Origin of the sequence: Actinophytocola sp. (assembly GCF_050699915.1) — a bacterium.
Lineage (GTDB): Bacteria > Actinomycetota > Actinomycetes > Mycobacteriales > Pseudonocardiaceae > Actinophytocola.
Genome location: NZ_JBOHGA010000181.1, coordinates 1 through 13,272 on the forward strand (window position 1 = coordinate 1; position 13,272 = coordinate 13,272).

Annotated in this window: 15 protein-coding genes and 1 pseudogene; 4 read left to right on the forward strand and 12 right to left on the reverse strand. The window is 72.5% G+C overall.

The features are described 5' to 3' along the window. From ACRDSK_RS25435 to htpG, 3 genes and pseudogenes are all read right to left on the reverse strand, one after another. Positions 1–989: pseudogene (locus ACRDSK_RS25435) on the reverse strand (hypothetical protein); the annotation flags it as partial. 111 nt (positions 990–1,100) lie between these two features. Further along, a complete protein-coding gene (locus tag ACRDSK_RS25440) occupies positions 1,101–2,246 on the reverse strand; it encodes a YciI family protein (RefSeq protein WP_431443777.1) in 1,146 nt (381 codons plus the stop codon). Position 2,247: 1 nt separating this feature from the next. Further along, positions 2,248–4,173 carry a molecular chaperone HtpG gene (gene htpG, locus ACRDSK_RS25445; RefSeq protein WP_431443778.1) on the reverse strand — a complete coding sequence of 642 codons (1,926 nt, stop codon included), beginning with the start codon at positions 4,171–4,173 and terminating at the stop codon, positions 2,248–2,250. 47 nt (positions 4,174–4,220) lie between these two features. On the opposite strand from htpG, the gene ACRDSK_RS25450 reads away from it, so the two are divergent. Next, the gene (locus ACRDSK_RS25450; RefSeq protein WP_431443779.1) at positions 4,221–5,288 is read left to right on the forward strand and encodes a tartrate dehydrogenase; all 1,068 of its coding nucleotides are present in this window, start codon (positions 4,221–4,223) and stop codon (positions 5,286–5,288) included. Between the two features lie 79 nt (positions 5,289–5,367). Further along, complete coding sequence (locus ACRDSK_RS25455) at positions 5,368–5,745, forward strand: STAS domain-containing protein (protein WP_431443780.1); 378 nt, start codon at positions 5,368–5,370, stop codon at positions 5,743–5,745. Here the strand turns inward: ACRDSK_RS25455 and ACRDSK_RS25460 are convergent. The 3 genes from ACRDSK_RS25460 to ACRDSK_RS25470 are packed head-to-tail and all read right to left on the reverse strand — an operon-like array spanning position 5,742 to position 6,930. After that, entirely contained in the window at positions 5,742–6,185 is a 444-nt protein-coding gene (locus tag ACRDSK_RS25460; RefSeq protein ID WP_431443782.1) for an SRPBCC domain-containing protein, read from the reverse strand. The genes ACRDSK_RS25455 and ACRDSK_RS25460 overlap by 4 nt on opposite strands. Further along, positions 6,182–6,508 (reverse strand): ArsR/SmtB family transcription factor, encoded by a 327-nt coding sequence (locus ACRDSK_RS25465; protein ID WP_431443783.1) that lies wholly within the window; start codon positions 6,506–6,508, stop codon positions 6,182–6,184. Before ACRDSK_RS25465 ends, ACRDSK_RS25460 begins: the two co-directional genes overlap by 4 nt. Further along, the gene (locus ACRDSK_RS25470; RefSeq protein ID WP_431443784.1) at positions 6,505–6,930 is read right to left on the reverse strand and encodes an SRPBCC family protein; all 426 of its coding nucleotides are present in this window, start codon (positions 6,928–6,930) and stop codon (positions 6,505–6,507) included. The genes ACRDSK_RS25465 and ACRDSK_RS25470 overlap by 4 nt, the downstream gene beginning before the upstream one ends. A gap of 80 nt (positions 6,931–7,010) precedes the next feature. Here ACRDSK_RS25470 and ACRDSK_RS25475 point away from each other — a divergent pair, with 80 nt between their 5' ends. Continuing rightward, complete coding sequence (locus ACRDSK_RS25475) at positions 7,011–7,637, forward strand: class I SAM-dependent methyltransferase (RefSeq protein ID WP_431443785.1); 627 nt, start codon at positions 7,011–7,013, stop codon at positions 7,635–7,637. On the opposite strand, the gene ligD is transcribed toward ACRDSK_RS25475, so the two are convergent. The 6 genes from ligD to ACRDSK_RS25505 all read right to left on the reverse strand — a co-directional run bounded on the left by ligD (position 7,634) and on the right by ACRDSK_RS25505 (position 12,252). Beyond that, positions 7,634–8,656, reverse strand: coding sequence for a non-homologous end-joining DNA ligase (ligD, locus tag ACRDSK_RS25480; protein WP_431443786.1), 1,023 nt, complete (start codon positions 8,654–8,656; stop codon positions 7,634–7,636). The genes ACRDSK_RS25475 and ligD overlap by 4 nt on opposite strands. Then, positions 8,643–9,356 carry a class I SAM-dependent methyltransferase gene (locus ACRDSK_RS25485; RefSeq protein ID WP_431443787.1) on the reverse strand — a complete coding sequence of 238 codons (714 nt, stop codon included), beginning with the start codon at positions 9,354–9,356 and terminating at the stop codon, positions 8,643–8,645. The genes ligD and ACRDSK_RS25485 overlap by 14 nt, the downstream gene beginning before the upstream one ends. 4 nt (positions 9,357–9,360) lie before the next feature. Beyond that, a complete protein-coding gene (locus tag ACRDSK_RS25490; protein WP_431443788.1) occupies positions 9,361–9,921 on the reverse strand; it encodes a dihydrofolate reductase family protein in 561 nt (186 codons plus the stop codon). Positions 9,922–9,979: 58 nt separating this feature from the next. After that, on the reverse strand, positions 9,980–10,801 hold the full coding sequence (locus ACRDSK_RS25495) for an MBL fold metallo-hydrolase (protein WP_431443789.1): 822 nt from the start codon (positions 10,799–10,801) through the stop codon (positions 9,980–9,982). Between the two features lie 108 nt (positions 10,802–10,909). Beyond that, entirely contained in the window at positions 10,910–11,875 is a 966-nt protein-coding gene (locus ACRDSK_RS25500) for a hypothetical protein (RefSeq protein WP_431443790.1), read from the reverse strand. Positions 11,876–11,883: 8 nt separating this feature from the next. Next, on the reverse strand, positions 11,884–12,252 hold the full coding sequence (locus ACRDSK_RS25505) for a YchJ family protein (protein ID WP_431443791.1): 369 nt from the start codon (positions 12,250–12,252) through the stop codon (positions 11,884–11,886). Between the two features lie 136 nt (positions 12,253–12,388). Here ACRDSK_RS25505 and ACRDSK_RS25510 point away from each other — a divergent pair. Continuing rightward, a partial coding sequence (locus ACRDSK_RS25510) for a serine/threonine-protein kinase (protein ID WP_431443792.1) occupies positions 12,389–13,272 on the forward strand: 884 nt, incomplete at its 3' end.

Here is a 13,272-nt window from a genome sequence, read left to right on the forward strand (position 1 = left end):
GCCGCGGCCGCCATCACCGCGGCCGCGCGGGCGCCGGTGGCCTTGGCCTCGGCGAGCTGGCGGCCGACGGTCAGCATCGGGCCGCCGCTGTCCAGCTGGATCTCGGCGAGCCGCCGCTGGATGTTGCGGCAGCGCAGCACGGGGATGAGTCGCAGCACGAGGTTGCGCACGAACACGATCAGCTCGCCGGACTCGGTGAGCAGGCCGGTGGCGAGCGCCGCGTCGACGGTCTCGGCGAGCTCGGCCGGGTCGGTGTCGAGCAGCGGGCAGAGCACCTCGGCGTCGAGTGGGGCGCCGAGCGCCATCGCCTCCAGCACGCCGTAGATCCGCGGGTCCAGCGCCTCCAGCAGGTACCGGAGCCGCTCGGCGAGGCCCGGTGAGACGGAGACCCGGGGCGGTCGGCGGAAGCGGTCGGGGTGGCGAGGGTCGAAGCGACCGGTGTCGAGCATCGCCTGCGTCACGAGGCTGACGAACATCGGCAGCCCGCCGGACTGCTCGTACACGAGCGCCACGAGCGCGTCCGGCGGCACGCATCCGACGCGGCGGGAGACGTGGTCGACGACCTCCTCCCGCCCGAGATGGCCGAGGACGATCGGCGAGTGGCGCCGGGACAGCTGGGCGCCGAGCGAGGAGAGACCTTCCGGCCGAGGCCACGGACGGTAATTAACCACCATGCGCGCGCCGTCCAACCGAGCGCGGTCCCGCAGTGCCGCGAGGGTCTCCGGAGCGAGCCGATGAGCGTCGTCGACGAGCAGCGGTGACCCCTCGGGCACGTCGGCCAGATCGGTGTCGCGGTCGATGCGCACGGCCGGCAAGCCGGCGTCCGAGTAGGCCGCCGCGATGACGATGAGCAGCGCGGACTTACCGGTGCCGCCGGGCCCGACGATCGCCGCGGTCAGCGGGTCGGCCGGCGCCGACGCGATCTGCCGGAGGATCCAGACCGCCTGGGGCACCATCGGCTCGGCAGGTGGCATGGGCGGGGTACGCACCACCCCGGTCCCCCTTCGTCGGCAATGTTCACCCGTGTGTCGGCTACCGAGCGTGGTGCATTACAGGGGCCCGAGGTGATCACTTGAAGGTGGTGCGACGTGTCGCGGCGGCTACCGGGCGGACTCGTCGATCTGGACGGGGTAGCCGGCACGGAGCACCGCGACCGTGGCCGGCGGGGTGACGACCCGTGCCGTGCCGGCGGCGGGCCGGCGGCTGCGCCCGGCGTAGCCCTCGTGTGTCCACCGCGTCAGGTGGTCGCCCAGCACGACGGCCGGCGCGTCGTCGTGGAGGACGAACGTGCCGTCCGGTAGGCCGTCCCACGGCAGCTCGTGCGTGCGCCGGCGGTGCGTGCCGCGCACGATGCGCTCGCCGTGCAGCCGCCGGTTCATGTCCTTCGCCGACGGCACCGCAACCCGCAGCTCGTCCGCCCACCGGTCGCGGTACGCGCGGTAGTCCGCGCGCCGGCACTCGGCGCACGGCCGGTGCCCGGCGGCGAAGGACATCGCCTCGTCCTGGAAGTAGAGCCAGGTGAAGCGGTTCGGCCGCCACTGTTGGAACCAGCGGCCGCGGAACTCGAGCACGCAGGTGATCCACAGGTCGCTCGCGTGGAAGCGGACGATCTCCCGCCCGGAGTGCAGGATCCCGCGGTTGCCTCCCCACGCGCCCCGCATCGGGATCGCGACGATGTCGCCCAGCGGCGTCACGCGGTTGCGTGCCGGGCGACCGCCGAACTGCCACTCGTGGATCTCCACCCGCGTCAGCGGCTCCGCGCCGACCAGCGCCTCGACGGCGGCGCGGTCGGGCGTCTCGACGGCCAGCACGGTGCCGGTCTCCTCGGCGCCGTCGTCGGACAGCAGCGGGCCGTAGGCGATCAGCCGGTCACGGTTGGCGTCGAGGAACCCGTCGCCGGGGCGGCCGTCCGCGACGACCAGGAACCGCTGCTGGTCGCGGCGGCGGTTGGGGAACTCCCACATGGTTCGGCCCAGCTCGTTGCGCCAGCGGCGGATCGTCACGTCCCGGTACACGCCGGCCCGGTAGTTGGGCTCCTCGTACGCGAACACCCGTGCGGCCGCCGCGTCCGGCAGGTCGACAAGGTGCACGCTGCCGGTCGCGTGCACCCGGCCGGCGTCCATCGTCGGGCCGCGCGCGACCATGCCGTCCGCGTAGGCGTCCATGAACGACCAGTGGGCCTCGATCGACCGGTCCCGCTGCTCGGCGCTGCCCGGCACGTCCCGGCAGTAAACGAAGAACTCCACCTCAGCCCACGTGCTGTTCGAGGCGCTTGGCCACCAGCTTGACGAACCGGGCCGGGTCGGCCAGCTCGCCGCCCTCGGCGAGGATCGCCATGTCGTGCACGAGGTGCGCGGTCTCCGCGAGCTCCGCGTCCTCGCCGCGGGCGGCGTGCGCGGTGCGCAGGCCCGCGATCAGCGGGTGCGTGGGGTTCACCTCCAGGATCCGCTTGACCTGCGGCAGCTCCTGCCCCATCGCGCGGTACATCTTCTCCAGCGTCGGCGTGATGTCGTGCTCGTCGCCGACGACGCAGGCCGGCGAGGTGGTCAGCCGCGCCGAGAGGCGGACCTCCTTGACGGTGTCCGCCAGCGTCGTCCCCATCCACTCCAGCAGCGAGGCGAAGTCCTTCTCCCGCTCGGCGCGCTCGGCCCCGGCGGCCTCCTTGTCGGCCTCGTCGTCGAGGTCGACCTGTCCCTTGGCGACGGAGTGGAGCTCCTTGCCCTCGAACCCGGACACCGCCTCGACCCACATCTCGTCGATCGGGTCGGTGAGCACCAGCACCTCGAAACCCTTGGCCTGGAAGGCCTCCATGTGCGGCGAGCTCTCGATGCTCGACCGCGACTCGCCGGTCAGGTAGTAGATGTGCTGCTGGTTGTCCTTCATCCGCTCGACGTACTCGCGCAGCGTCGTCAGCCGCTCCGCGTCGTGCGTCGAGGCGAACGAGCACAGGTCGAGGATCGCGTCGCGGTTGTCCGGGTCGGCGACCAGACCCTCCTTCATGACCTTGGCGAACTCGCCCCAGAACGTCGCGTACTTCTCCGCCGGCAGCGCCTTGAGCGCCGAGAGCACCTTCTTCACCAGGCGACGGCGGATCAGCTGGATCTGGCGGTCCTGCTGGAGGATCTCGCGGGAGACGTTCAGCGACAGGTCCTGGGCGTCGACCACGCCCTTCACGAAGCGCAGGTACTCCGGGACGAGCTCCTCGCAGTCGTCCATGATGAAGACGCGCTTGACGTAGAGCTGGATGCCGCGCTTGGCCTCCCGCATGAACAGGTCGAACGGCGCCCGGGACGGGATGAACAACAGCGCCTGGTACTCGAAGGTCCCCTCGGCCTGCAGCCGGACCGTCTCCAGCGGCGGGTTCCAGTCGTGGCTGACGTGCCGGTAGAACTCGGTGAGCTCGTCGGAGGAGACATCGCTCGCGGACCGCGCCCACAGCGCCTTCATCGAGTTGACGGTCTCGAGCTCGGTGTCCTCGGCGGTGTCCTCGCCCGTGTCCTCGGTCGTGTCCTCGGCCGGCTTCGCCATCTTGATCGGCCAGGTGATGAAGTCCGAGTAGTGCTTGATGATCTGCCGCACCTTCGCCGGGTCGGCGTAGTCGTGCAGGTTGTCCTCGGTGTCCTCGGGCTTGAGGTGCAGGGTGACGGCCGTGCCCTGGGGGGCGTCCGCGGCGGGCTCGATCGTGTAGGTGCCCTCGCCGGCGGACTCCCACCGCACGCCCTCGCCGGCGCCGGCGCGCCGGGTCACCAGGGTGACCCGGTCGGCCACCATGAAGGTGGCGTAGAAGCCGACGCCGAACTGCCCGATCAGGTCCGCGGAGGCCGCGGCGTCCTTGGTCTCCCGCAGCTTCGCCAGCAGCTCGGCGGTGCCGGACTTCGCGATGGTGCCGATGAGGCTGACGACCTCGTCGCGGGTCATGCCGATGCCGTTGTCCCGCACGGTGAGCGTGCGTGCCGCCCGGTCGAGCTCGAGCTCGATGTGCAGGTCGGACGTGTCCGCCTCGAGCTCCTTGTCCTGATATGTCTCCAGCCGCAGCTTGTCCAGCGCGTCGGAGGCGTTGGACACGAGCTCCCTGAGGAACACGTCCTTGTTGGAGTAGATGGAGTGCACCATCAGCTGCAGCAGCTGGCGGGCTTCGGACTGGAACTGATGAGTCTCGGTCGACGTGGTCACGGCCCTCGATGATATCGGCGCCCCGAGCGGACTCGTACGATGCCCGAATGCCAGCCAGCCAGACATCGAGCCGCATCGCGGTCATCCCCGGGGACGGCATCGGCACGGAGGTCGTCGCGGTCGCGCGGCAGGTGCTCGGCGCCGTGTCGGCCCGCCACGACCTCACGCTGACCTACACCGAGCTCGACTGGTCCTGCCGGCGCCACCTGAGCGAGGGCGCGATGATGCCCGCCGACGGGCTGGAGACGCTGGCCGGCCACGACGCGATCCTGCTCGGCGCGGTCGGCTGGCCAGGCGTGGCCGACCACGTCTCGCTATGGGGGCTCCTGATCCCCATCCGGCGGGCCTTCCGGCAGTACGTGAACCTGCGGCCGATCCGGGTGTTCGACGGCGTCGAGAGCCCGCTGCGCGCCGCCCGGGCCGGCGAGGTGGACTTCGTCGTCGTGCGGGAGAACGTCGAGGGCGAGTACAGCGAGGTCGGCGGTCGGGTCAACCGCGGCTTCCCGGACGAGCAGGCGATCCAGGAGTCGATCTTCACGCGGGCCGGGGTGAGCCGGATCGCGGACTACGCCTTCGAGCTCGCGGCCACCAGGCGCGGCCAGGTCACCTCGGCGACCAAGTCCAACGGCATCGTGCACACGATGCCGTTCTGGGACGAGGTCGTCGCCGAGCGCGCGGCCGCGCACCCCGGCGTGCGGCTGGAGTCCGAGCACATCGACGCGCTGGCCGCGAAGTTCGTCCTGCAACCGCAGCGGTTCGACGTGGTCGTGGCGTCGAACCTGTTCGGCGACATCCTGAGCGACCTGGCCGCGGCGGTCGCCGGCAGCATCGGCATCGCGCCGTCGGCGAACCTCGACCCCACCGGCACGTACCCGTCGATGTTCGAGCCGGTGCACGGATCCGCGCCGGACATCGCGGGCACCGGGGTGGCGAACCCGGTCGGCGCGGTCTGGTCGGCCGCACTGATGCTGGAGCACCTCGGCCACCAGCGCGCGGCCGCCGACGTGGTCGCCGCGATCGGGTCGACGCTCGCGGACCCGGCCACGCGCACCGCGGATCTGGGCGGCACCGCGAAGACCGAGCAGGTTTGCGAGGCGTTGCTGGCACTGATCTGATGTTTGCACGGAGTCACACCGGGTATCCGGCACATGACGACTGTGTGGAGGGGCCGCGGGGATGACCGAGGTGGCGTTGATGTTGGACGAGCATTTCGTGGACCACCAGCACCTGACAGCCCGTCGAACGCCTTATCGCGACGACTTCTTCGTGGTGACCGTCGCCGGCGAGCTCGACATGAAGACCGCCCCGATCCTGGCCGACGCGTTAGCCGGCGACTTCCCGCCCGTGCTGGTCGCCGACCTGACGAGGGTGACCTTCCTGTCGGCCGCGGGGATGCGGGTGCTGCTGGACGCGGCCGAGCGCGCGCGGGAGCAGGGCTGCTGCGTCGGCCTGGTCACCGACGGCCGGATCGCCTTACGGGTGCTGCGAATGAGCGGTGTGGCCGCCTCGATCCCCACCTTCGAGTCCCTCTCCGACGCCGTGCGCGAGCTCGCGCCCCGCTCAGCCGACTAGCCGGCGGCGGCCGCCTCGACGTAGTGCGGCAGCAGCGTGCGCCAGCCCTGCTGGTTGCGCTCCCGCCAGACCGGGCCGTCGGCGCCGAGTCGCTCCCAGCCGTGGTGCTCGATGTCGACCCGCGTCCGGCCCGGTTCCGTTGGCACGAAACGGATCCGCACGTCCGTCGCGTCCGCTCGGTCGCGGCGCAGGTGCCAGCGGTAGGCCAGCAGGTCCGGCGGCACGAACTCGGTCACCTCGCCCCAGTCGATCTCCACTCCGGCCGGGTCGCGCTGGAAGATCCGGCCGCCGACGCGCGGCTCGAGGGTGATCAGCAGGCCGTCCTCGCCGGTGGCGGTGTGGTCGGCGGGCCACCACAGGTCGATCCGGTTCGTCCACACGTCGAACGCGTGGGACTGGCCGCAGGCGACCTCGAACGAGAGCCGCAACGGTTCGATCATCGCTCCTCTTCCGGTTGCTCGGGGAGGTTCTCGGCCGCGATCGTGAACCGGGCCGCGACCGAGCCCCACACCTGGCGCAGATACTCCTCGACCGCGCGCACCCCGTCGTCGTGCAGGCGATAGATCCGACGGGTGCCCCGCGGCTCCTCAACCACGAGACCCGCGCCCCGCAACAGCTTCAGGTGCCGGGACACCGCCGGCCGGCTGATCGGCAGCAGGTCGGCGATCTCCTGCACCGAGCGGCCGCCGCCGGCGAGCAGCCGCAGGATCTCCCGCCGGTTCGGGTCGCCGAGCGCGTCGAGCGCGGCACCCGACCCGGTCACGTCCTCGACTCCACCCGCTGCTTCAACCCAGCCGCGAACTTGTCGAAGGTCGGCTGCAGGTCGGGCATCGAGCGCCAGATCAGCGGCAGCAGCGGACCGGTGTACTCCTCGCGCATGTGGAACTCGGTGAACGAGTCCGACACCGGCCGCAGCGTGTAGCGCCGCACGCCGCGGAACAGGCCGAGCGGCATCCCGCCGGCGAAGGTCATCCCGCGGCTCGGCTCGAACCCGACGACCTTCAGCGGGAACGCCCGCCCGGGGCTCGCCTCGGTGAAGATCTTGAGCTTGGCGGACTCCTCGATCCGGCCCTCCACACGCTCCACTCCGGACTCCCAGTCCGCCCAGCTCTCGCCGTCGGCCAGGATGGACCACACCCGGTCCGGGGTGGCGTTGATGCGCGCGCTCGACTCGTACGTCTTCATGTCGTCCTCCATGTTCGGTAAACCGGCCGTTACCGTAACACCGAGGTTACCGAGGTGTCAGGACGACTACTGTGATGCTCGTGACCGACACCTCCGGCCGCGCCGCGCGGCGGCAGCGGCACTGGGACCGGCAGGCCGGCAACTACGACCGGCAGATGGCGGCATGGGACCGCAAGGTGTTCGGCGACTCGCGCGAGTGGGCATGTTCGCGGGCGTCCGGGACCGTGCTCGAGGTCGCCGTCGGCACCGGTCTGAACCTGCCGCACTACCCTGCCGGCGCCACGATCACCGGCATCGACCTGAGCGACGGGATGCTCGACGTCGCCAGGCGCCGCGCCGCCGACATCGGCCGGGAGGTGACGCTGCGGCAGGGCGACGCGCAGGCCCTGCCGTTCGCGGACGCGTCCTTCGACACGGTGGTGTGCACGTTCGGCCTCTGCGCGGTCCCCGACGCCGACGCCGCCATCGACGAGATGGTGCGTGTGCTGCGCCCCGGCGGCCGGCTGATCCTGGTCGACCACGTCGGGTTCTCGGCCTGGCCGCTGCGCGCGGTGCTGTGGCTGCTGGAACGGGTCACGATCCCGCTCGCCGGCGAGCACTTCCTGCGCCGCCCGTACCGGACCGTCGTGGCGCGCGGGCTCGAGGTGACACAGCGGGAGCGCTTCAAGCTGGGCTTCGTGGAGCGGCTCGTCGCCCGCCGAGGCTAGTGCGGCTCGGGCTCCTTGCGGGCTCGGCTCGGCGCGACCCGCGGCGGCTCGTTCGGCATCTTCGGGTAGACCGGCGGCCAGGGGGCGTCCATCAGGCCGTCGGCCATGTCGCGCTCGTGCAGGGCGAGCAGCGGCTCCAGGGACTGCGGCGTCATGGCGGCCCACGGGTTGCCCTGCTCGGCGAGGCGGGCGGGCACGTTGGCCAGGGTGAGCTCCCGCGGCTCGACGCCGGCCAGCTCGTCCCAGGAGAACGGGGTGGACACCTGCCCGTGCGGGTTGGCCCGCACGCACCACGCGCCGAACACCGTCTTGTGCGGGGCGTTCTGGTTGAAGTCGATGAACACCCGCTCCCCCCGCTCCTCCTTCCACCACGCGGCGGTCAGCAGGTCCGGCCGGCGTCGTTCGAGCTCGCGGGCCAGCGCCACCGCGGCGGCGCGCACGGTGTAGCCGTCCCACCGCGGTTGCAGCCGGGCGTAGATGTGGATGCCTCGGTTGCCGGTGGTCTTGGGGAAGCACGCCACGCTCAGCTCGTCGAGCAGGGCCTTCGTCTCGGCCGCGCCCTCCCGGATCATCGCGAAGCTGACGCCCGGGCCGGGGTCGAGGTCGATGCGCAGCTCGTCGGCGTGCTCGGGGTCGGCCGCGGTGTTCGGCCAGACGTGGAAGCCGAGGCAGCCCATGTTGACCGCCCACAGCACGTGCGCCAGGTCGACGGCCACGAGTGCGTCGGACGGCGTGCCGTTCGGGGTGGACACCCGGGCGGTGGTCAGCCACGGATCGGCCTTGGTCGGTGCCACCCGCTTCTGGTAGAACGACGGCCCGCCGACCCCGTTGGGGAAGCGTTGCAGCAGCAGTGGCCGCCCACCCATCGCGGCGAGCAGCGGCTCGGCGACGGCCAGGTAGTAGCGCGCCAGGTCCAGCTTCGTCTCGCCCCGCTCGGGGAAGAACACCTTGCCCGGGTTGGTGATCCGCACCGAGTGCCCGGCCACGTCGAGCACCTCGACGTCGTCACCCTTCGCCACGGCTCGACCGTACCCGCCGCGGCTGGAAACCCGCTGCACCGACGCCGCCACGATGCCCGGTGGCGTACAGGATCGCGCCGTGCGCGGTGACCCGCACGTCCAGCGTCCACCCCAGCTCGCCGGCCGCGGCCGCGAGCTCCGCCGGCTGCCAGAAGCGCTTGACGACCGTGAACCGCCGGCCGTCGTTGAGCACCCGCTCCTGCGTGTGCCCGGCCAGCGGCTCCGGGTGGTAGCTGTCCACGAGGAACACCCGCCCGCCCGGCCGCAGCGCCCGGCCGACCGTCGCCCAGAACGAAGCCAGCCGCTCCGCCGGGACATGGGAGAGCCAGTAGCCGAAGAAGCAGACGTCGAAGGCGGCCACCGGCGGGGTCCAGGCGAAGACGTCGGCCTGGACGTAGGTGACCTGCCCGCCGACGCGCGCCCGGTTGAGCGCGATCATCTCGGCCGCCGAGTCCACGGCCGTGACCCGGCCGCCGTGGCGGACGAGGTGGTGCGTCCACAGCCCGGTGCCGCAGGCGAGCTCGAGCACGTCGCCGGCCGGGGCGAACTCGCGCAGGGCCGCCTCCGCCTCGGCGACGTCGGCGAGCCAGTGCCGTTTCGCCTCCGGCGCCAGGGCGTAGCGGCCCTTGCGGAACCACCACTCGTCGTACTCGCCCGCGCGGTGGCGGTAGTACTCCCGCTGCTCGTCGACCGGGTCCACCCGGTCAGGATGCCTGGTAGCGCATCAGCACGACACCCGAGCGGAACGGGCGGACCTCCGCCAGCGCCAGCCCGCCGACCGTCGCCGCGTCCTCGAACAGGCGAGTGCCGCGGCCGACCACGACGGGGAAGACGAACAGGCGGTACTCGTCGACCAGGCCGGCCGCGATGAGCGCGTGCACCAGCCGCATGCTGCCCGTCGTCACGATGTCCTTGCCCGGCGCGGACTTCAGCCGCGCCACCTCCTCGGCGACCGGGCCGCGCAGGACCGTCGTGTGCGCCCAGCCGGGCTCGGTGAGCGTGCCCGACACGACGTACTTCGCCACCGAGTCGAGGTAGGCGGTGACGCCCGTGGTGTCGTCGGTCTGCTTCGGCCAGTAGCCGCGCATCTGTTCGAACGTCACCCGGCCGACGAGGAACGCGTCGGCCGCCGCGCTGTGTTCGGCGATGGCCTCGACGACGTCGGACTGGTCGACGTCCTCCGCTCCGGCCGGGCTGAACCAGTCTGCCGCGGCGTCGATCACGCCATCGAGGGTGATGTTCTCGGTGACGACCAGCTTGCGCATCGGGGACCTCCCGTGTTTGGCGACCTTCGCCCCATGTGACGGGTGCGGGCCGCGGAACTCATCGGTCGAGCCCGAGGAACGGCTGGTGCAGATGCGCGGTCGCGAGCCAGGTCGGCGTCCGCAGGGCCTCGTCGAGCAGCTCGCGCCGGGTGCGGCGGGAGGTGTCCTGGTCGGCCTCGGCCGCGTAGCCGACCTCGGGCGCGACCAGCTGCACGGCGTGCACCAGCACGTCACCGGTGATCACCAGCCGCCGCCCGCCGCCGCTGACCAGCACGGACTGGTGCCCGGGCGTGTGCCCGGGCGTCGGCTCGACGCTCAGCCGGCCCTCGTCGTGCACGGCCAGGACCTCCGATCCATCCACAGTGGACAGTTGGTCGGCCCGGCGCAGCGGCTCCACCACGTACGGCAGCACGAGCTCATCGCCCGCCCGCTCCAGCGCCTCGACCTCGGTCCGCTGGAGCACGTACCGGGCGTTGGGGAACGCCGGCGCGCCGGCGGGCGACACCGACCAGCCGACGTGGTCCTCGTGCAGGTGGGTGAGCACGACGAGCTCGACCTCGGCCGGCCCGACACCGGCCTCGACCAGGGCCCGCGGCAGTCGACCCGGCACCGGCGCCCACGCCGCGGCGGGGCTGCCGTCGGGGCCGACGCCGGCGTCCACCAGGGCGAACCGGCCGGTGGGCAGGCGGACGGCGAAGCAGCGGAAGACCAGGTGCCAGGCGCCGTCCGGGCCGAAGGCCTCCGGGTCCACCCGCCGGGCCCGCGCCCAGTCCAGCTCCGTCGCCGCCGGGAACGCCTCAGTCGCGGGCCGGGGGAAGTGACCGCTCGCGTCGAGCAGCTCGATGACCTCGAACGGGCCGACCGGCCGGCGTTGGTCCACGTGCTGAGGGTAGGGCACAGCTGACGGATCTCCGGCCGCGCGATTCGCGCCCAGCCGGCCCCTGGCCGGATCACGAATCGCATCGACCAAGATCCGCCAGCCGTACACCTAGCCGTCGGTGAAGGGCTGGATCGGGATGCCGTGGTCACGTTCGCGCATGCCGAGCTCGTAGGCGGCGAGCCCGGCCGCGTGCAGGTTCACCGGAGCCCGGTCGGGGCGCGCCACCCGCAGCGTCAGGTCGGCGATGGAGCAGTTGGCCGTGTGGTGCTCGGAGCCGTCCGGGTCGGCGTAGACCCAGCCGACGATCCGCTCCCGCGGCGCCGAGGCCGTGCCAGCCACGACGACCTCCCGGCCCGGGACCGCGAACTCCAGCTGCTCCGGGGTCTCCGCGACCCGCGGCCGGCGCGCCCGGCCCAGCCCGCCGAGGGCCATCCGTTCCCCGCCGAGCGAGAGCGCGCCGTTCGCGATCCACGGGGTGGTGCGCCCGCCGACCCGCACGCGGCCGAACGTGAGGTCCAGCCAGGTCGACTCCCCCGTGCCGGCGAACCCCATGCCGTGCAACCAGATCCACCGCTCCGCGTGTTGGCTGCCCCAGTTGTGGCCGACCATGCCCGGCCACCCGGACAGCGCGATCTCCCGCCCGCCGACGGTGACCGCGCCGTCGAACCGGGCGACGGGATGCAGGCTCACCGGCTTGGTGCGCGGCAGCGGCGCCCGGTAGAGCCAGCGCAGCGGCAGGTGGCGCAGCGGCTCGGCGCCGGTGAACCGCAGGTCCCAGGCGGCGTCCCCGGTCGACGAGCCGGTGCTGCCGGTCGCCGAGCCGGCGCCGATGTGCGCGCCGCCGATCCGCAGCCAGTCGTCGGCGGCCAGGTCCGCCACCGTCACCTTGGTCGCGGTCGGCCCGGACTCCTCGAACAACGTGCACCACAGCGAGCCGGTCGGCCGACCACCCGGCCGGCCATGCACGGTGTAGCGGATCCACACGCCCAGCCCGCCGTCCGGATGGCAGGCCCGCAGGTAGTAGCTCTCGTAGCCGGCCGCCATGGCCGGGAACCGTGCCTCGGTGACGTTCATACCGCCGTTCATACCGCCGCCACGTAGAACCAGGCGCCGTCCTCGCGGACGAAGCCGCTGTTCTCGTGCAGCGTGCCGCCGCGGTAGTGCGCGCGGAACTCGACGGTGCCCTCGGTGTCGAACGGCCCGCCACCGGTTCGGCCGACGATCTCCAGGCGGGTCCACTCCTGGCCCGGGTCGAGGCGGACGCGCCCGGGACGGGTCGAGGGGTGCCACGAGTCGAGCAGGTACCCCTCCTCGCCGAGAGCGAACGCGCTGTACCGCGAGCGCATCAGCTGCTCGGCGGTCGCGGCGGCCTGCCGGCCGGCGTGCAACCGCCCGCAGCAGGCGGCGATGGGCTCCCCCGTGCCACACGGGCACATCTCGGTGCGAGGCATCGCGCCATTGTGCTCGTCCAGCGGGGCCCCGCGCCACGCCGTGATCCGCGCCTCGGTAGTGGGTGGGCGGGCCAGGTTTTCGTTTCGGAGCGTGGTGCAATACCTGTAGGGGTGGATCCGAACGGGGTGTGAGTTGATGAGTGCTGAGCAGATCGTCGCGGGTCGTTACCGGCTGGCCGAACGGCTGGGCGGTGGCGGCATGGGCGTCGTCTGGCGGGCCCATGACGAGCGCCTGCGCCGCACGGTGGCCGTCAAGCAGGTGATCCTGCCGCCGAGCCTGGACGAGGCGCGGCTCGAGGAGATCCGCCGGCGCACCATGCGGGAGGGCCGGATCGCGGCGAAGCTGCACCACCCGCAGCTGATCACCGTCTACGACGTGGTCGAGGACGACGGCCGGCCGTACCTGATCATGGAGTACCTGCCCTCGACGAGCCTGGCCAAGCGGCTCTCCGAGCACGGCACGCTGCAGCCGGAGGAGACCGCGCGGATCGGCGCGCAGGCCGCGGCCGCGCTGGCCTCGGCGCATGCCGGCGGCGTGGTGCACCGCGACGTGAAGCCGGGCAACATCCTGGTCGGCGACAACGGCACGGTGAAGATCACCGACTTCGGCGTCTCCCGCGTGGTCGAGGACGTCACCGGCACCGTGACCGGCACCTTCGTCGGCACGCCCGCCTACCTCGCGCCCGAGGTCGCCCAGGGCAAGGACAACACCTTCGCCGCCGACGTGTACTCCCTCGGCGCCACCATCTACACCACCGTCGAGGGCGCCTCACCGGCCGGCGCCAGCGACAACCCCATGCTGCTGCTGCACCGGATCGCCTCCGGCGCGGTCAACCCGCCCCGACGGGCCGGCCCGCTGACCGGGATCCTCCTGCGGATGCTCGCCACCGACCCCAAGGCGCGGCCCACGATGGAGGAGGCCCGGGCGGCGCTGGAGGAGATCGTGGCCGGGCACACCACCGTCGCCGCCCCCGTCCCGACGCCGGCGACCGGCCCGCCGTCCGGCCCGCCGTCCGAGCC

What these genes read in the sequence shown, in the direction of transcription:
- ACRDSK_RS25500 (WP_431443790.1), bottom strand. Translation starts at nt 11,875, where the DNA reads ATGAACGTCACCGAGGCACGGTTCCCGGCCATGGCGGCCGGCTACGAG.
- ACRDSK_RS25505 (WP_431443791.1), bottom strand. Translation starts at nt 12,252, where the DNA reads ATGCCTCGCACCGAGATGTGCCCGTGTGGCACGGGGGAGCCCATCGCC.
- ACRDSK_RS25460 (WP_431443782.1), bottom strand. Translation starts at nt 6,185, where the DNA reads ATGATCGAACCGTTGCGGCTCTCGTTCGAGGTCGCCTGCGGCCAGTCC.
- ACRDSK_RS25450 (WP_431443779.1), top strand. Translation starts at nt 4,221, where the DNA reads ATGCCAGCCAGCCAGACATCGAGCCGCATCGCGGTCATCCCCGGGGAC.
- ACRDSK_RS25455 (WP_431443780.1), top strand. Translation starts at nt 5,368, where the DNA reads ATGTTGGACGAGCATTTCGTGGACCACCAGCACCTGACAGCCCGTCGA.
- ACRDSK_RS25470 (WP_431443784.1), bottom strand. Translation starts at nt 6,930, where the DNA reads ATGAAGACGTACGAGTCGAGCGCGCGCATCAACGCCACCCCGGACCGG.
- ACRDSK_RS25490 (WP_431443788.1), bottom strand. Translation starts at nt 9,921, where the DNA reads ATGCGCAAGCTGGTCGTCACCGAGAACATCACCCTCGATGGCGTGATC.